Source organism: Phaeodactylibacter xiamenensis (assembly GCF_000759025.1).
Taxonomy (GTDB): domain Bacteria; phylum Bacteroidota; class Bacteroidia; order Chitinophagales; family Saprospiraceae; genus Phaeodactylibacter; species Phaeodactylibacter xiamenensis.
In genome coordinates, this window is sequence record NZ_JPOS01000098.1 from 23,058 (window position 1) to 41,983 (window position 18,926).

Sequence of the window (18,926 nt, forward strand, 5' to 3'; positions counted from 1 at the left end):
TGGTGATCAATGTCTAAATTTTGATGAATCTGCCCGTGAACTCTTCTACCCTTACTTGGTATAAGCCAGAGGGTAAGTTGCCTATGGATATCTCTGTCTCAAAATGGTTTAAAACCTTAGTCATTACCAGCTTGCCAGCCATATCATAGATATGTGCTTCGCGTTGGTGTGGCTTTATATCTTTCGGTAAGCTAATCGTCAACAAATCAGTGGCTGGGTTTGGAAAAAGAGTCAATTGGTCAATTGAAATAGGCTGTAAAATATTATTTACCAAAAGAGAGCTATCAATTTCGACCATCATTAGCCGGTTGGTCGTACTCAAGAAGGTTGAATCGTGCCATGCAAAATTTAAGAACTCACTCGCTTTCAGATTAAATGCATAAATTCCAGTGGTTATTGGCCTATCCCAATATACAGTAGCGCCATAGTTGGCTAGCGAATCAGTATATTCAGGAAAAGTGTAGCCTTCACTGGGAAAAGGGGCTAATTCAAATAGCCATTTCTCACGGTGGAAAAGAATGTCTGTTTGGTGAAGGTTGTAAAAAAACACCATCCTCCCTTCATTTTGAAGGCTTCCCGCTGGAATCCCCAACGGCTCAGGGGCATCATTGTAATCAAATAGACTGTCCCCATGAAATACATTCAAACTGTCTACCAGATGGATCGATTTATTCCCCGAGTCCTCAATATTAACAACGCCATCTACTAAAAAGGAATCCCTGAAACTAATTTCATATATTCCGGGCTCTTCGTAGACATGAATCCCAAAGTAGGTTTCCAGATTCAGCCCAATACTGAGAAATTCTACGGCTGGTGGTGAGATCACCTCCGTTGTGCCATCTCCCCAATCCAGCATAATGCTGTCTTTAACATCTCCTTTACGGAAAATTCGCACATTTACAGTGACTGTTTGGTTTGAAACCTTCTTAGTCATATCTGCAGCCCAGATACCCTGAGCCATAACAAAAGTGCCTTCAAAAAAGAGAAACAAACCACAAGTAAGGATAATTAGGTATTTCATAACTTACTAATAATTTACAGCTTGAATTTAAATAAAAATGAAGCCTATTGGAGTTTTGGACTACTGTGAAAAGTAGGCTAAAACTCCAGCAGACTTCACAACAATGACGAAATCAATACTTAATAAAAGGCGCTGAATGATAGGGTGTTACAAAGTAATAAGCCCCGGCAGGTATATCCGGTAAGTTAATTGAAATTAGTTCTCCTCTCCTGGCCATACCAACCGATATAGTAACCCCACGGGAATCAATAATCCTAAAAGGCACATTCAATTCTTCTCTTGAAGGCAAGGTTATAGTAAACTGCCCATTATTAGGATTCGGGAAAACAATCAGTTCGTCTTCAACGACTCTTTTGTAATCGTCCACTGAGACTAGATTATTCATCCTTAACCTGCCAATAAAACCATCCAAGCCTCCAAAAAGCTCGTCTTGCTTATAGACATTTGGTGGGCTAGAAGGAAACCTCCAAGGAAAAGAAACAGTGCTTTCAGATTGTCCCACAAAGTAAAAATCATCCGATTTCATTGTTGCCGTCCTAATAAAATCTGCCCCATTACCACCAAAGAATGTAGAATAAACCAAATTATACCCTTGGTCAAAAGAAGCAATATAGCACTCTCCTTCGCCTTCATTAATTGCAATGCCGCCACTTTCCTGAAAGTACGCCTGAGCACTCCCTTGGGGAGGGCATATTGGGAATTCGTTTGAAGAAATGGAAGGCGCAGTGCAATAATCATTAGATGGCTGAGGAAGATAATTTGTGAATCCTGTAATAAATAGGTTTCCATTATCTTTAAACGTACAAGATTCTCCTAAATATAATTGATTAAAAGTCCCAAATGGGGAAAACCCTCCGAATCCAGAAGACCACTGCAAACTCCTGTCTTTAAAAACAGCAATATAATTTCCAAGTCCAATATCTTGCTGATACCCTCCGCTTGTTGTAGAAGGTATTGTGCTGCAATCCTCTGATGAGCCGATAATTGCTAGCCTGCTAGAATTAGGGTCAAATGCTAAATTATTACGACCTGCAATGCTTACGCCATCGTTAGAATGCCCTCCAAAAAAAGTAGACCAGCTAATTGCTCCGTTATTATCAAATTCAGCAATAAAAGTATCTTCAATTTCGCCAACTGTCCCACCGCCATTATTAAAAGAAAATTGATCTGCTCCACTGGGTTTACAGCCAGGGAAACCTCCTCCAACACCTGGCACAGCGCAATTACTCGTATGATATGTTTTTGTCCTTGTAACACCACAAATATAAAAGCTGCCAGTATTTTGATCTACTACAATATCACTGGCGATATCATAATTTGTCCCCCCAAAATAAGTAGACCAGACCAACTCCAATGTTTGCTCGTCCAGCTCTAGAATAACTGCGTCTCTACTATCGCCAACTGCACTATTATTTGAAGATTGGTTATAAGCTCCTGCGAGGTTTTCCGTTGGGAAGTTAGTGCTTCCAGAGTTGCCAACTACAAATATTCTGTCCTCAAATTTGTCTACACCTAAAAATCTATCCCTTAGTGTCCCGCCGTATACTTTGACACTTCCCAACATCCCATTTTCTTTATTGAATGAGGCGGCAAAACCGTCTAAGCTTGTCAAGTTGGGCAATACATTATCCTCAGGAAAATCAGGTGAATTAGTTTCTCCAACGATAACTACCTTATTGTTAAAACCAACTATGTCTCTTGCAATATCTTCTCGGGACCCGCCCAGGACGGATAAATATTGAAGGACTGCTTGATTATTAAATTTTGCGACTAAACCATCTGCAGACTCACCACTCAGATCTACTATCAAACCACCATCAACTAATGGAAAATCTATATTCCCAGCAAACCCTGTTACAAAAACACTCCCATCCTCATCTACAAAAATCGAGCTTAAATCATCCCCTAAGTCAAATGGGTCTCCTGTGCCTATTCCTCCAAAAAATGTAACCCATTCATCCTGAGAACTCCCCGAAGTAACCTCAGGTTTCCGCAATTCCACCACCAGCACCTTGGTACTATCATAACTCCCCGTACTGCTAAAGCTCACCCGGCTGCCCGCAATACTGTATTCCGGTTTCCAGGCCGTGGATACCTCCTGGCCCAGGCTGTCTATCTGAAAAGCTTTCGGGGCTGGCAAATTAAAATCTCCTAATGAGGTGCCCACAAACAGGTTGCGTGCTTTCAAATAAAGGGAGTCCTGTCCGTGAAAATCCAGTTTTAGGTCATTGGGGTCCCCGCCCGGCTGTATGACAAAGTAGTACACTATGCCACTCTCATCAGCAAACATTTGCAGGTTGATGCCATCATAAAGATCGGTTACGGCTACCCGGCCGTACTGCCCGACACGTGCCCGGCCTTCCGGGATGTGCCCCAGATAGTAATTCCGGTAGTTGTCCAGTTGGTCCAGCCCGGCTGCGCTCATCAGGGAAGTCTTGCTGTCAAAAAACGTAATGTCAACGCGGTGCAGGGTATCTGGCGTAGCGCTGCTCGTATCTACGCTGGCGGCCACGAAGCTTAGTGTGTCGTTCTGCACATATAAAGGCGGATAACTGCCGGTGCTGTAAAAGCGTACACCTTCTACTGATGTTCCTGACGTATCAGTCAGCTGCCCCCGCTGCTCTGTGAATGCTAAGGCTGGCGAAGCGGCCCCATCCCCCGGAGGTATGGTCAGCTGTTTTTTCGAATACCGCACCAGCATGTATTCCGTAGAGCCATTAGACAGCCCGTTTTTGCCCAGCACGGACAAGCCGCCTTCACCATCTAATGCGATAGAGGCCGCTTCATCGTCTTTGCTGTGCAGCCTTTTTTTCATAGGTAAATTATTAATCGGTAAAGAAAATAAAGCATCAAGTGTGCCAGATTCAGGGCATAAAGCCTCCGTCTTTCCGAAGCACAAGTCCTCAAAAAGCAGCAACAGGCATATCTATCGGGTAACCGAATTAACGCGAGCGCAGAGCTGTAGCGGGAGTACGTCATCCACTTCAGAGAAGGGAGCGAACGGGCGCGTTCGGATTTTTGGTAAGATACGTAAATGATAGCAAAGATGCAATGTTAACAAGGAGAAAGGGGGTATGAATTCCGGCATACCGATAGATCAGCTCAAAAATTGCAGCCTAAAATATTGGCCTGCGCCCGGCAAACCGCAATAAAAACGCGCAAACCTGCGTATCTAATTAAGCTTGCCAATTTTTTTGATTAAAGGCTTCGTGGTAGAACCTCAACGCCATTGAGTCGATCTTATAAGTGTAGTAAGACTCCAGGCAGGCTTGCCGCTCCTCCCGATCTCTATCTTCCCACCCGGGCCATAGTACTCCTTAAAAGCGACTCTGAATTATTAACTGATTGATGAAGCTGCCACAAATGCACGCCTCCCCTACCCTTGGCCAATTACCAGCCCTGTGCCTGGGCGCGAGCTTGTTCTTCCTTCCACTATTCCGCATTGTACGACGCTTGAAAGGCTTCATTGCCGGTGATGTGGAAGCATACGGAACTGTTGATTAATTGGAGAGGGTGCTATGGGGTTTTGGTGGTAAGTACTATGCGGACAAATATTTGAGATGGTTCACGAAAGCGCTTTTTAACATTGTCACCCTGGTGACAAAACGCAAGGTGAGCAAAATAAACAGCGCCCATTCCTGAAATGCCACTGTAATTAGTGTACCTTTAAGCAAGACAAAGACAAGCGCTTAATTTAGCCTACGCAAAAGCTCAATTACACCGCTCAACCTATTATTTACCTTAATAACTATTTTAACATGAATCTTTACGCTTTTTCACCCCCACCCCGCGGGCTTTTTCTGACAATGCTGTTGCTTATGTTTAGCTATTGGAGCGCCTCCGGGCAGTGCGATAGCCCGACAACAGTAAGCGATGGCAGTTTCGAATCTATTCAATCGCCTTGCACGCCGGGTCAAAATCAGTACAACGAGGCCTTTAACGATGGCTGCATGGGCGATTGGTTTGCCGGCAAAGGGACACCAACTTTAATTAAGACCGGTACTGTTTCGGATAACTCCGGAGTGATCAACACGCCATCGGGCGGTGGCAGTTACTATGCGGACCTTCACTCTATTACAACGAACAATACGCCCCCACTGTGCGAACACGAAGCGCTGGTCTTAGACCTTACGCTAGACCCGGGCTGCTCGTACGACATTACGCTTTGGTCAAGGGTTTACGATCACTCCACAGTTACAGGCGAGTCCTCAGAGCTGACCGTCTATTTTACTTCCGGAATAACGAATGCGGTGGGCGCAACCGGCCCTCAGAGCTGCCTCAGCGCCCCTATGGATGCGGAAACGCATACGATTAATTCTTTTACCTGGGCCCAGTATAGCTTTAATATCCCTGCCGAAGCGGGTGATGATCAACTGGTCATCTTCGCCACTTCAACTAATTCTTCCATCAACTTTCGGACATTGATTGACTTGGTTACGGTTGAGGTATGCGAATCAGACCTCAACCCAGGCTTTGTAGCCAATGAAGTTGGAGTCTTCACTTATCAGTTTAACGACTTGACCTCTACTACCGCCACCAATAGTGCCGTAGAATGGTGCTGGGATTTTGGCGATGGCACCTATGCTTATACCCAAAACCCGGTACACACTTTCCCGGATAGCCAGCCCTACACCGTTTGCCTTACTATTAAGGATGAGAATGGATGTACAGCGAAACACTGTCAGGGCGTTGTCGCCCAGCCACTCTGCGATTGCCTGGATGACCCGCTTGAAATCAATGCTGACCAGACCTGGACTTCTGACCAGGCGGTGAACCATAACCTGATTGTCAGGACAGGAAGAACCCTGGAGCTTGACCTAATGACACTGAATATGGCCCCCGATTGTAAAATTTATGTCGAAAGGGGCGCAAAGTTAGAAGCTATAAATAGTACCTTGACAACTGGTTGTACACAGCCTGATAAATACTGGAGCGGTATTGAAGTCTGGGGCAATGGGCTCGTCAGCCATCCTCCTCTTTCTCAGATTACATCTTCTATATATCCCTATTTGCCAGATCACCATGGTGTTGTTATTTTAGCTAACTGTGATATTACTAAAGCACATATTGGTGTACTGACGGATAATTTGGCTAACAATGGGCATGAGACCTACTGGCAGCCTTATGGGACCTGGGGCAAGCACTACGGTGGGATCGTATACGCATTGAAGTCTAACTTTACAGACAATAAGAGAGCTGCGCATATCTCTGCTTTTCCAGCAAACCTACCTGGAGCGACTACTACCAATATTGAAAACCTTTCCCGATTTCTAGACTGTGTAATTGATGACCCTTTAGATATTAGCACACGCGGTATTTCCGTATGGGGCAGCGAAGCTGTGCTCTTGGAGGGCAATGACTTCATTGGGCTGAATGGTTATTCTCTTTCCTTTGATGACGCAACCGGTGAAGTCTACGAAAACAGGTTTGAGAATTTTGAAACTGGAGTTAAAGTAACGAACACCGCAGGCTACACTACGGGCTTCGACCTTGAAATAGGGAAAGAGTCAGACCCTGCCAAAGGCAATGAGTTTGTCAATGGAGGACCAGTTGGTGTATGGGCAGAGAATGCGGTTAATTTACAGATACATAATAATCGCTTTGAAACCAATGTAGTCCCAATTGCTATCGCAGGGCCGAGTTTCTATGAAGTTACTCAAAATGAGTTTGACAATTTTTTCAGAGGTGGTCAGTTACAGAATACCTTCGAACTTTTTTCTGTCGCGAATTTTAATTGTAACTCTTATCTGGAAACCGGAGTTGCCGTTGGGGTCCATGTTTGGGGTAACAACGGTAAATTCGAGTTTGAACAAGAGACCTTTGATGTGGCTGCTGGCCAGGATATGAGGCTAAGTGATTCAGGTACGATTTTGGGAGAGATCGAATCTGCGCAGGGCAGCCCAACTGACCCGGTGCTGAATTTATTCTCCGGCACTCAGCACATCATTGCACCCGCTACTGAAACCATAGCTTTTACCTATTATCACCCGGGGACAAACCTGACCACGGCCTTCCCTACACTGATTTTTGTGCCGGATAATACGGGGCAGAATTTTACGAATGTTGGCATCTCTCTTCCTTTTACTCAATATGACGATGGCTGCCTCGAACTCGAAGGCGTTGGCGACCGCCCCCGTGAGGAAGAATGTAAAACGGAGGAATGTCTGGACTCCCTTAATAACCTGTTAGGCAATAAACGTAGCCTGATTGACGGAGGAGATACAGAAAGCCTGCAAAACTCGCTTGCACAGGCACCAAACGAACAAAGTACGTTGGATGCAGTATCCAATGCTGCCCCTTACTTATCAGACGAGGTGCTATTGGCTGTCTTATCATCTGGCATGGAGCTGTCCAATCAGGAAGCTATATTATTGCAAAATGCGCCGGTTTCTCCTTTAGTCCTAAATACGGCTCAGGGCACCATCAGTGATGATACCTATCAAGCCCTGATCGATATCAGAGCATCTGAAGGCTATTCAGCAATGGAAGCTCTACTTGCAGAGATCAGCGACCTTGAATCTCAGCGATCCGCCGCCTTCAACTATTTGTACGGTACTGCTTTTGTAGAAGGAGACTGGGTAGCAGCGGAAAACTTACTACTGGAGGAAGGTTCGTTCTCTTCCATACGCAAGCTTATCGGCTTAAAATTACGTACTGGTGCATTTAGTGATGCACAAGCCTACTTGCAGGCATTACCGGTTGAGACTGATGATCAATCAATCGTTGCTGACCTGTTGGAACTGGAAGTAGCCTACCGTTCTAACCCCATAGATTACACGCTTTCGGACGGAGACGAGGCCTTCCTCCAACTGCTGGCAGAGGATACACTTTCGGCTACCTATACGTATAGCCGCGCATTGTTAAGTACTATGACCGGCGCACAATTTCACCTGCCTATTGCACCTGATGACCAAGTAGATGGGCTGATACAGCAAAACCAAGGGGCAGCAGTTTCTCAACAATCAAAAATCAGGGCAACGAAAATGTTATTGTCGCCCAACCCTGCAAAAGGTCAGGTGACTGTAACATTGCCTGTTGATGCTACTCCTGAATGGCGACTCGAGATTTGGAGTTCAAGCGGCATTTCCGTCCGGTCTTTGGAGATAGGCTCCAATCAACATGATTTCAACCTGAAAAGCCTGCCAGCCGGATTTTATGTTGTCAAAGCCATCAATAAAGTGGAACCGCTCCAATTACAGCAGCGCTTAATTATACGATAAATTTTAATTGTTAACTACGCTCCGCATTAAGCCTCATGGGCTCAATGCGGAGCTCTATCATAAGGCTAAAACATGAAAAACTTTATATTACTCTGCTTTTGGGCACTGCCAAACCTGCTCTTGTTAGCCCAGCCAACTTTTCACCGTACCTACGACCTTACCAACGGAGCCTCTGAGAATGCTTTTAATATGGTCGCTGTAGAAGATGGTGTATATGTAAATTGCGCGACTTGGTGCGATGAAGACTTCACTTTCTGTCCTATACTCTTCAAAATCAATAATAGCGGGGACAGCTTGTGGCACAGGCAATATAACTACGAGCTAGACATATTTGCTATCTTTGACTATACCTTGGATTCCAACGAGGAATTTTTACACGGTTGTGGAAGGATTCAAGATGAAGACAGTCTTCCCTTCATTGTTAAAATGAATACCTGGGGCGATACCTTATGGCTAAAGACCTACTATGAGCCCTATTGGGATGTTGCCTTTGATATAGAGCAGGATCACGAAGGCAACCTTGTAGCATGTGTCCAGGGTGGTAGTTTCGGGGAATTCTCTAACTGTACAGTAATCAAAACGGATCAGGGCGGGAATATGCTCTGGAGCACAACCATCGAGGATAGCATAGACTATGCCACTGTCGGTCAGCTCGCCATCCTAAACGACAACTCCATCATGCTCGCTTTTTACACTGGACTGGATTGGTCCAACTACGGAAGAGCTTATCATGTGGCAAAACTAACAAGTGAAGGAGAAGTGGAATGGGTGCGCACCTACGATGAGGTGGATAGATCGGATGACTGGCCCGCCCTTATTGCCCCTTACCCGGACGGCGGCTTCGTCACGGGCTGGGCTTTCGATACCATACAGCAGCCCTTTGTGCACCCGGATGAAGGGCCTTTATTGAGACGATTGGACAGCGATGGGGAAGTCATATGGGAGTATAAATACCTGGATTGGCGCAGCGCGGGGATCATGAATATGACGGTCACAGAGAATGGGGATATTGTCATGTGCGGGCTCGCCCCGGAAGCTTTAATCCAAGGCGATGCGAGCCGGGCCTGGATGGCCAGAGTCTCCGGAGATGGAGAATTGTTATGGAAACGGTACTTCCAAGCCTTAGCCATTCCTTCAAATACTTTACCATTTAATGATGTAGCCGAGACTTCTGATGGAGGATTAATTGCTTGCAGTTATATACATGATACCTATGCAAACCCCATCCCCGATCCCGACGTCTGGCTGGTCAAGACCGATGCCGATGGCTGCATCACTCCCGGCTGTCAGGACAGTATCCTTTACGTCAGCGTAGAGGAAATCCCAGGTACCGGAGAGACGACGCTAAGGGAAGTCTTTTTCAAAGCCTATCCGAATCCGGCGCGGGGGCCTATACAAGTGGAGTTCCTCAACGCCATCCGCTACGAAGAGCCAGCGCTGCGCTTGTTCAATCTACAGGGGCAGCAGGTCCTGCACCAGCGCCTGCAGCGCGGGGCACAATCCGCAGAGCTGTCTACCAGCGGCTTGCCAAGCGGGCTGTATATTTTGCAGTACTCTTCTGCCGGGCAGGTGCTACAGCAGGAGAAGGTGGTGAAGGTGGAGTAGTAGAGATCTGCCACGAGCGGCATACAGCTTGAATTGAGTAGGGATAAAGCAGGACGCTACGCCCTCCTGCTTTACCCTCATCATATTACCGTGCGTACGGTCCTCGCCTGCCTGCCGGCAACGGAAGGTACACGGCTCCTGTTAAACCTTAGTATTGTGCAACGTATTGATTTCCAACTGTACCATGTAGTACAAAAAAAACCATTCATTAGAGTTTATTAAGGTAGGTTTTGTATAGGGTATGGATGAGTATTTTTTGCCAGATCAAAGAACGCCCGGAACCTCGTAGCCTAAGCTACGAAGGTGAGGACCTGCCTGCGTGTCGATACTTCGGCAGGCAGGCGAGATGCAGAGCTGGTGAAAAAGACCATTCAGAGACATACAAAATTTGCGTTAATAAACTCTATTAAGCAGCGCCATACAGGCCAGTTTCGGTTCGCTCGCGCTGCGTAAATCCTACTTGCCAGGGCTTCCTTCAGCCCTTCGGAATAGATTTGCATGCCATGCAAAAACAAAAGCCTGCCCCACAGTTTGCCGGGCAGGCTTTTGTTTTACTTTTGCTCAATTGCTCCCTCTACTTCCCCGGCACAGTGGGGCAGTTTTTCGCTGTGAACTCAGCGCAAACGGTGCCATTGTCCAGAGCAGTGTAGAAAGACTGAAGGTATTCCAGTATTTCACGTTTGTCATTACGGCTCAGCAGGTCAAAATCACTTACCATTGCCTCAAAATTGCCTTGCCTGGACTTAAAAAGCTGAATGGTGGATTGCAATTCGCTGCTGTTGAGCTCAGCGCCCAGATAAACCCTTTCGCCCACCTTGTCCTGCCCAATATCACGGGCTGGCACAGCGTAGCCTACGTTTACGATGCCGGAAAAGTCAAAGTCGTAAGGGACGACCGTGTTCAATCCGCCATCCACAGGCTTCAGGATTTTGAGGTTGCGCGACATGGGGATGGACCAGTCTACGTTGCCAATCATGTACTGAAACATGGCATGGGTGCGCAGGTTCTCCTGCTGAAACTCGACAGTAGACAAGCCAAAGCATTCGTCACATTCCACACTTGCCTTACGGGCGGCCAGTTCGTCGATGTCCTCCAGCAGAATGCCGTATTTGACCAGTTCCTGGTTGCTTTCTGTGTCTTTATAAGTCACTTCGACCAACTGTGCCCGAAGCGCATGATCGGATAATTCCTGGTACATTTTGTAGGCGAGGTACTCCCGCAGGACTGCTTCTTTTCCCTTTTTGCCGGTCTGGCAGTGGGTGACCAGCTTCATATCATCGTGTTCTGCCAGCCCGCGAGCTCTGAGATCGCTTTTGGAAAAGTCGATCCTCAGCGGCGGAAAATCACATACCCGGCGGCGGTAGCGGCCACGGGCGCGGACTTCGCTGGGCAGTTCCACCCAGTTGCCATGTGCATCCTGGTAGCGGAAGATGGCCGGGTACTCTTCATTGGTGTCCACTTTGGCGTACATGGTGTCCAGGCTGAACTCCAATTCAAGCTTCAGGAGCCCGGTATGCCCAAACTGGTCAAACAAGGTAGGATTTTGAGCGCTAAGCCCAATGGGCGTCAGGCAAATGACTAATAGCAGGGTTCTAAAAATGGTTTTCATAATTTCAGATTGTCGTGGTGATTTCAAAAATTTGAGCCTGCAGCTTTTTGAGCTAAAGGCCCGGTGTCGGGTTGTATTATGGTTCAAAGATGCGGTTAGGCGCCTTCAACCCCTAATTTTTTAGATTAGCATCCAGAAAAATCCAACGAACCTGGGCGCGGAATAAGGGTTGAAGAGGTAATCATGCATCATAGTATCGTAAAGGCGTTTAAAAAGCCGAAAAGTTGCAGCGCCCGTTTTTTCTATTGAGGTTTGATTTCGTACAAGCCGCCTTAGTTGACAAAATTTCTACGCTACATCTTTGTGATTCCATGTATTTAGGGCCTTATTTGCATATTCGGCTATCAATCTTATCAAATAACAGGAAATGAACGAACCAAAATTGACTCTGGAGCAAGTCTTTGCAATGGACTTGCCTCCTATAATTATTTACGCAGCCCCGGTAATGTTTGCGTTGGTCTTCGTAGAATACTTTATCCGGATCCGGAAATTACGCCGCAACTATGACACCAAAGATGCCTTTGCAGCAACTGCCGTAGGCATTGGCAATATTATCTCCTCCGCTTTGACAAAGGTCTTCACCTTCGGGCTGGTCCTGCTGTGTTACAACCTGGTCCCCTGGAGCATCCCTATCACCTGGTGGTCCTTTGCGCTTTGCTTTGTCGTCCTGGATTTTTGCCGGTACTGGGCGCACCGGGTGGCGCACGAGCAACGTTTCTGGTGGGCCACGCACGTGACACACCACTCCTCCGAGCAGTACAACTTCACGGTTGCTTTCCGGCTTTCCTGGATTCAGCAACTGAAAATCATCTTCTTCCTGCCTATCGCGTTGATGGGCATTCACCCCGTGGTATTCTTTATCGTGCACCAGATCGAAGTCCTGTACCAGTTCTGGCTGCATACCGAGCTGATCAAAAAGTTGCCCCGCCCTATTGAATTTATCTTTACCACGCCGTCCCATCACCGGGTCCACCACGCTACGAATGAGAAGTACCTGGACAAGAACTACGGCTCCACATTGATTATATGGGACCGGATTTTCGGTACCTTTAAAGAGGAAGAGGAAACGCCGGATTACGGCATATTAAAGCCTGTGGGTTCTTACAACCCCGTTTACCTGGTCTTCCATGAGGCTATTGACATCGTCAAGGACCTGTCGACTTACCGTTCCCCCAAAGCCTGGTATAAGATTCTCTTTGGCAGCCCCAACCTGACCTTGAACAAAAAAGCCTATGCGGAAGCGGCAGGCCTGCCTGTGAACGACTCCAAAGAGGAGGAGGTCAAAGCGAAAGTGGAAGCCTAAGTTTCAGATCTTCCAACCGGTCAATAATGAAGTCAGGCCCTGCTTCACTAATTTGAGCAGCAGTCTGTGCGCCTGTGGTTACGCCTACCGTGTAGCCACAGGCGGCATTTTTGCCCTCCTCAATATCAATAGCTGAGTCCCCTACTTTTACAATTTGCTGTGCGGATGCTATACCGAGCTTTGACTGGGCTAATGCAATCATATCCGGTGCCGGGCGGCTTTGCGCCACCTGATCTGCAGTGACGAGCAGGTCATACTCCTCACCGGCTTTCCAACCCATTTTGTCAATCAGTGACTGAGCAGTGGCGGCATTGTACCCGGTGTTGAGCACCACTTTAATGCCAGCGCTACGCAATTGCTTAAGAAAGCTTGTTGCCCCGATGGTGGGTTTCACGTCCAGATTGGCATAAGCCGTTTCAAGTGCCGTTTTGAAGGATTGATAGGCCGCATCTATCTGCTCCCCGGTCACTGCGCCCTTACTGCCAAGCAAACCTGCAATGGCATCCCGTTTTTCCTTGCCGGCCGCAGAAGCCAGTACTTCCTGTAGGGAGAACTTATAGCCTCCAGTGGCGTTGACGGCATCCCGCAGGGTTTTGTAGACGACGTTGTCTTCGTCTACCGTAGTGCCTGCCATATCGAAAACAATCATTTTTATCATAGCGAGTCATTGGTTTAGCATAACGATTCTAAAACAGAGGATCGGTAAGCGTTAATCTCCAGGTGCTCAATATTCACATCTTTCGCCTGATCATCCCATCCGCGTAGCTTAACTGCTGCTTTGTGGAAGGCGTGCTGTTCAAAGTCATCTATTTCCTGTTCGCTCATCGGGCCACCCTGTAACCGGAAACTCTTTTGGGAAGCTTCCGAAAGTTGGTCAAAATACTCAGGCTCAAGGGTGCACATATACCTCTTGGCCGCTACATGTAGTCGTATAGGTTGAAGCACTGCCTCAGGGAAAATATCCTTAAGATAGGCTACGGCTATTGCTTCATGCTGATCATCCTTCAGCGTTGGGTGATTGGCCTCCACGGGGTCATCGGCAAGCATATGCCCAATGTCGTGAAACAGTGCTGCGGCCACCAAAGTCGCCGGTTGCTGGCTTCGGGTCGCTAATGCCGCACACTGCACCGCGTGCTGCATTTGAGTCACCTCTTCCTCATAATGCTTATCGCCATGCGTTCTCAGGTAATCAAAAAGAAGGTCTACCCGGCCCGGTTTTGTGGCAGAGAGCAATTGATGCCTCAGGTTTTTTGTGCTCATTGATTTGAAGATTATATTTTTCAGTTCACAAACCTAATACAGCAGGGTCGGAAATCTTTGTTGAAAGCCATTATAATTTTCATCTCATGAAAAAAATCAATGCCAAGCCCACTTCCTCCACTCAACGTTTGAAGCAGCCTGGTCATTGAAACCCTCAACAAACATAAAACAGCCTTAACCTTATGAAATAAAGCTCAACCAGCAGTTACCTAAAGATTAATCTTCAGTTATTTCCTCAGAAAAAAGCTTAATCGTTTTTTAATCTGAATAATTCCACCACTCTTGTACGCAGAGGTAATTTTACCCTCGTGAAAAAACTATTCTCCCGTTAGCCTGATCGCAAAGGGAGCAAAACTTTGTAAGTTATACTAGCGATTGATATAATGCTGCTGCACCAAAGATCAGGAGGTGCAGCTTTTTCTTTTTCTGGCCCTATGATTGCCAGGTCGGCATCCAAGTGATGATTTACTTTATCTTAAAGTTGTGAAGAAATAAGCCCTTATGAAAAATCACCTGCTTCTTTTTCTGCTGTTGCTGACTGCTACTGCGTCCCTCGCACAACCCTATCCCCTTCCCCACCCGCAGCGCCTGCATGCTCATAATGACTATGCCCGGGAATTGCCTTTCTGGAATGCCTGGGCGGCAGACTGTGGCTCTATTGAAGCGGACTTGTACTGGCACGAAGGGCAAGTGTACGTTGCTCATGATCCCAGTGACCTGCACCTGGGCTATCAGTTGGACAGCCTATACTTTGAATCCATCCGGTCGGTCCTCCAACGGCAGCGGGGACGCATCTACCAGGACAGCAGCCATCAACTCCACCTCCTGATTGACATCAAAAATGCCCGGGATACCATCCTGCATTACCTGGTCCAAACCGCAGAACGGTATCCTGACATTTTCCAAAGCCCAAGCGGTGTCGACCTGGTCCTGTCCGGTGACCGCCCGGAACCTAAAGACTGGCCGGGGCTACCTGACTATATTCTCATTGACGGACGACCGGGTGACCGGCTGACCGCTCAGCAAATGGAAAAAGTGGCCATGGTGAGCGCTTCCTTCAATGCGGTTGCCTCCTGGAATGGCAAGGGGCAGCTCACGCCCGACCGGCAGCAGATCCTGGAAGAAATCGTTGCGCGTGCTCATGAGCAAGGCAAGCCCTTTCGCTTTTGGGGCACTCCGGACACGCCCTCCTCCTGGCAGCTACTCATCAAAAACGGTGTGGACATCATTGGTACAGACGAAGTAGACCGGGCCCGGCATTTCGTAGAGGCGTACGCCAAAAGCTTCTACCACAACCCTTTGCCCCAATCAGCCTACACGCCCCAAAATTCTACCTTTCCAGCATCCCCAAAAAACATCATCCTCCTCATCGGGGATGGCACCGGGCTGAGCCAGCTTTATGCCGCCTACACGGCCAATGCCGGGCAGCTCACGCTTTTCAACCTTAAACATACCGGACGGGTGCACACGCGCAGTGCAGACGCTTACTGCACCGATTCCGCAGCTGGTGCGAGCGCCTACGCCACCGGGCAAAAAACCGACAACCGAAAAATTGGTGTCGCACCTGACCATACTCCCCTCCCCCAACTGCCCAAACGTTTACAAGAGGCAGGGTACCGCACCGGCGTCATCACTTCCGTAAATGTCGGAGATGCCACGCCGGCGGCATTCTATGCGCAGGTGCCAGAGCGCGATCAAATCCGGGAAATCGTAAGCAGTATGTACCAGGCCCCATTGCATTTGCTGGCCGGCGAAGGCGATGCCCTTCTGGAGCTCTTCGGAGAATCATTTGATACACTACAGGCAACGGGCCGCCAACTCCTGACCAACCGCATCCGGGTGGACAGCGACTCCAGTCAGGTGGTTATCTTTCCAACAGACACCTTCAAAGCTGACAGCAGTGAAGCCTCAAGACAAGCCTTTGCCAATCTGCTGGAGGATGCTTTGTCTTTTCTGCATCAGCCGGACAAGCCCTTTTTCCTGGTCGCCGAATCCGGGCGCGTAGACGGCGGCGGGCATAGCAATAATATGAAAATGACGGTTGATGAAGCGCTGTCTCTCAATGCAGCGGCAGCCCGGGCCCTACGCTTTATCGACACCCATCCGGAAACCCTGCTGATCGTGCTGGCAGACCACGAGACTGGCGGGCTGTCTTTGCTGGACGGCAACCTGGAAAACGGCTGGGTCTTAGGGCATTTCAGTACTAACGACCACACCGGCGTTGCCATTCCCTGCTTTGCCTACGGCCCCGGAGCAGAGCAATTTACCGGCACACTTGACAATACAGCCGTTCACAGCCGCATAATGCAACTGCTGAACATTCCATCTGAACCCTAATGGATTTGGTCTGATAAGTAAAGAATAATTGCAGATCTATATGAAAAAATATGACCGTTACGCCAGTGTTGCGCTGGCGTAACGGTCATATCATCTTTCTAATTCCCGACATTCAGTTCCTCGGCAGGCAAACCCAGGAAGGGAGACTCTCCATTGGTGATGATAATTTTCGTATTCTGCGAACGCGCCATGTCCAAAAAGGCCTGAATGGCCCGGTTGCGGAGCACCTCATCGGTGAGGGATTGTTGCAGATTGGCGTTGGCTTCTGCCTGTGCTTCCGCCTGAAGCCGGATAGCGGCTGCATCACCCGCTGCCTGTATTTCCACCCGCTGCCGTTCTGCATCCGCCTGAATGACCGCAGCATCCCGCTCGCCCTGTGCCTGAATAATCCGCCGCTCCGCATCGAGCTGCTCCCGCTGCTTGATAAACTCCATACGCTGTGCATCCTGCTCTGCCTGCAACACTTCCTCTATGGAACGGGATAGCCCGGCTGGCAGGACAATGCTTTTCATCAGCACATTATCAACGATCAGCCCTTTGGGTTCCAGGATTTCCGCCATTCGGTCGCGTATTTGCGCCTCAATCACTGCGCGTTCGCCCGAGTGCATATCCTTGGCAAGAAAACGGGAGCTGACATCCGCCGCTGCCGACCGAAAAACCGGCAGGATAATCTCGCTCTCATACGCACGGCCGACATCCCTCAGCAAAGTAGGGGCACTGGCAGGGCGAATACGATATAAAATGGACATCACTGAAGTAATAGTCAGTCCTTCCTTGGATGGTAAATTACTTTTGATCTCCAGGTTGACGGTTCGTGTAGGCAGGGTTACGATACTGGTAGTGAAGGGGTTATAACCCCTGGGGCCTTCTGATAGCGCTTCATTGCTGATCTTGCCGAGGCGTTGTTTCACACCCACTTCACCGGGGCGGATAACAACGCAGCTACTGAAAAAGAGGCTAAAGAGCGCCAGGGTTAACATTGTTTTTATCTTCATAGCTTCAAAGTTTTTTATTATTGACCTCTGAAGAGCGGATTTGGTTCATTACTACCCATAGTCAGTGCTACAACTACTACCAGCTTTTCAACCCCTTGTAAGACACGGTCTCCGTAAAGCGTTCCTGCCCTGCCACATCGATAACCTTCATGTGCAGCTCCTCTTTTCCCCAATCCATCTCCAGCAAGCCAAAGTGATTCTCCATCACCGGGCCCTGAATACGATTGTCGTTGGGTGTGGCAAAACCCCAGGTAGAGGTGATACCGCTTGAGGTGACATCATAGATCGGATACAAACCTGGATAAGACACTTTAGACACCTCCGCGTAATGGACATCCCCGGAAATAAATACGACGCCATTGGCTTTTTTGGCTTTGATGAGTTCCAGCATGCGCTCCTGCTCGTGCGGGAAGTTGGCCCAGGCTTCATAGCCATTATAGGTTATCCCAAACTGCGTACTGCTGGCAATAACCCGCAGATCCGCTGACTTTTCCAGTACCTTGCCCAACCATGCCCACTGCGCCTCGCCCAGCATCGTGGAATCTTTCGTTTCGTAAGGCCAGTACCCAAGCTCGTAGTGAAAAGCTACCGTATCCACTTCCTGCCCTTCGTAAGGGCGTACATCATCCCGGAAGGTACGGGTGTCAAGGAGAATGATTTGAACAGTTTTGTCGCCAGCTTTTAGCATGTGATCCGTGTAAATCCCGGGGCGGGTGTAACGCTCGTCGCTTTCCGGTACTTCAAAGACATCCAGAAAGATGGCCTTGGACAACTCCTTTTCCGGATAGTGCCGCCCACTGTCATTCCAGCCGTAGTCGTGGTCATCCCAGGTGGCCAAAATGGTGGTACTGTCTTTCAGCGCCTGATACTCCGGCTTAGCCATCCAGCGCTCGTACTTATTGCGGAGGGTATCCATGTTGTGCGTGTCCCCGTAAATGTTATCGCCCAGAAAGACAAAGGCATCAGGCTGCTGCGCTGCCGCCAGCCGCAGAACGGGCTGTGCCTGATCCTGATAGCCACAGGAACCAAAGGCGATACGGGTGACCGGCGCAGCAACGGGCGCTTCTTTTGATGCCTGCGTATTGCAACTTGCTGCAAAAATTGCCAGAACGAAAAAAATCAGTTGATTTTTCATGATGGTGTTTTGTTTTATGATAAAGCAGGTTTCAGACCATAAAACGGTGTCGATAAGCTTTGTTCCTTTCGCTTAAAGCACACCAATGCCAGCACACCGAGAAGCAGGATTAAAATACCCCTACTGTGAAGAACCTCAGCCGATCTGACATGGCCCGCCCCAAAGTTCCTGAAAAAAAGATAGCCACACTTGATAAATCCCCAAAAGCATCTGCCACATACATCAGATAACCGATATTGCTCTTGTACCGAAACAGGGGAAGAAATATGTTATGATAGAAAGTGTAAATCAGGGTATCTCAAAACCAAGGGCTTTCAAAGCGCTGTAGCATAACGGCAACATGCTGTTTTTTTTTATAAAAATATTTGGCATACACTTGTAAATCAAAAAGATATACTGCTGTTTGCCTATTGGTGTATCTCTTGGTCAAAAAACAGGAAA

Annotated in this window: 13 protein-coding genes; 5 read left to right on the forward strand and 8 right to left on the reverse strand. The window is 48.1% G+C overall.

The window, feature by feature from the left end; all coding sequences use genetic code 11:
• Nucleotides 1-13: 13 nt before the first annotated feature.
• Entirely contained in the window at nucleotides 14-1,021 is a 1,008-nt protein-coding gene (locus IX84_RS29190; protein WP_044229840.1) for a T9SS type A sorting domain-containing protein, read from the reverse strand.
• A gap of 112 nt (nucleotides 1,022-1,133) precedes the next feature.
• On the reverse strand, nucleotides 1,134-3,836 hold the full coding sequence (locus IX84_RS29195; RefSeq protein WP_044229842.1) for a DUF7948 domain-containing protein: 2,703 nt from the start codon (nucleotides 3,834-3,836) through the stop codon (nucleotides 1,134-1,136).
• Between the two features lie 533 nt (nucleotides 3,837-4,369).
• Here IX84_RS29195 and IX84_RS33645 point away from each other — a divergent pair.
• The 3 genes from IX84_RS33645 (at nucleotide 4,370) to IX84_RS29205 (ending at nucleotide 9,846) form a co-directional block, all read left to right on the forward strand.
• A complete protein-coding gene (locus IX84_RS33645; RefSeq protein ID WP_160213991.1) occupies nucleotides 4,370-4,525 on the forward strand; it encodes a hypothetical protein in 156 nt (51 codons plus the stop codon).
• Between the two features lie 314 nt (nucleotides 4,526-4,839).
• A complete protein-coding gene (locus IX84_RS29200) occupies nucleotides 4,840-8,241 on the forward strand; it encodes a PKD domain-containing protein (protein ID WP_160213992.1) in 3,402 nt (1,133 codons plus the stop codon).
• 72 nt (nucleotides 8,242-8,313) lie between these two features.
• Nucleotides 8,314-9,846: a T9SS type A sorting domain-containing protein gene (locus tag IX84_RS29205; RefSeq protein WP_044229848.1), complete on the forward strand. Its 1,533-nt coding sequence runs from the start codon at nucleotides 8,314-8,316 to the stop codon at nucleotides 9,844-9,846.
• Nucleotides 9,847-10,420: 574 nt separating this feature from the next.
• Here IX84_RS29205 and IX84_RS31745 read toward each other — a convergent pair.
• The gene (locus tag IX84_RS31745; RefSeq protein WP_052516507.1) at nucleotides 10,421-11,455 is read right to left on the reverse strand and encodes a hypothetical protein; all 1,035 of its coding nucleotides are present in this window, start codon (nucleotides 11,453-11,455) and stop codon (nucleotides 10,421-10,423) included.
• Nucleotides 11,456-11,822: 367 nt separating this feature from the next.
• On the opposite strand from IX84_RS31745, the gene IX84_RS29215 reads away from it, so the two are divergent.
• The gene (locus IX84_RS29215; protein ID WP_044229850.1) at nucleotides 11,823-12,758 is read left to right on the forward strand and encodes a sterol desaturase family protein; all 936 of its coding nucleotides are present in this window, start codon (nucleotides 11,823-11,825) and stop codon (nucleotides 12,756-12,758) included.
• Here the strand turns inward: IX84_RS29215 and IX84_RS29220 are convergent.
• Nucleotides 12,736-13,416, reverse strand: coding sequence for a phosphonatase-like hydrolase (locus IX84_RS29220; RefSeq protein ID WP_044229853.1), 681 nt, complete (start codon nucleotides 13,414-13,416; stop codon nucleotides 12,736-12,738). The two genes, IX84_RS29215 and IX84_RS29220, sit on opposite strands and share 23 nt — an antisense overlap.
• A gap of 14 nt (nucleotides 13,417-13,430) precedes the next feature.
• Nucleotides 13,431-14,018, reverse strand: coding sequence for an HD domain-containing protein (locus tag IX84_RS29225; RefSeq protein WP_044229856.1), 588 nt, complete (start codon nucleotides 14,016-14,018; stop codon nucleotides 13,431-13,433).
• A 501-nt stretch (nucleotides 14,019-14,519) separates the two neighbouring features.
• Between IX84_RS29225 and IX84_RS29230 the strand changes: the two genes are divergently transcribed.
• A complete protein-coding gene (locus IX84_RS29230; RefSeq protein WP_044229858.1) occupies nucleotides 14,520-16,355 on the forward strand; it encodes an alkaline phosphatase in 1,836 nt (611 codons plus the stop codon).
• Nucleotides 16,356-16,453: 98 nt separating this feature from the next.
• Here the strand turns inward: IX84_RS29230 and IX84_RS29235 are convergent, their stop codons facing one another.
• The 3 genes from IX84_RS29235 to IX84_RS34755 form a co-directional block, all read right to left on the reverse strand.
• Nucleotides 16,454-17,350: a prohibitin family protein gene (locus tag IX84_RS29235; RefSeq protein ID WP_044229861.1), complete on the reverse strand. Its 897-nt coding sequence runs from the start codon at nucleotides 17,348-17,350 to the stop codon at nucleotides 16,454-16,456.
• A 76-nt stretch (nucleotides 17,351-17,426) separates the two neighbouring features.
• A complete protein-coding gene (locus IX84_RS29240; protein ID WP_052516508.1) occupies nucleotides 17,427-18,485 on the reverse strand; it encodes an alkaline phosphatase D family protein in 1,059 nt (352 codons plus the stop codon).
• Between the two features lie 109 nt (nucleotides 18,486-18,594).
• On the reverse strand, nucleotides 18,595-18,777 hold the full coding sequence (locus IX84_RS34755; protein ID WP_394333442.1) for a DUF5690 family protein: 183 nt from the start codon (nucleotides 18,775-18,777) through the stop codon (nucleotides 18,595-18,597).
• Nucleotides 18,778-18,926: the final 149 nt, after the last annotated feature.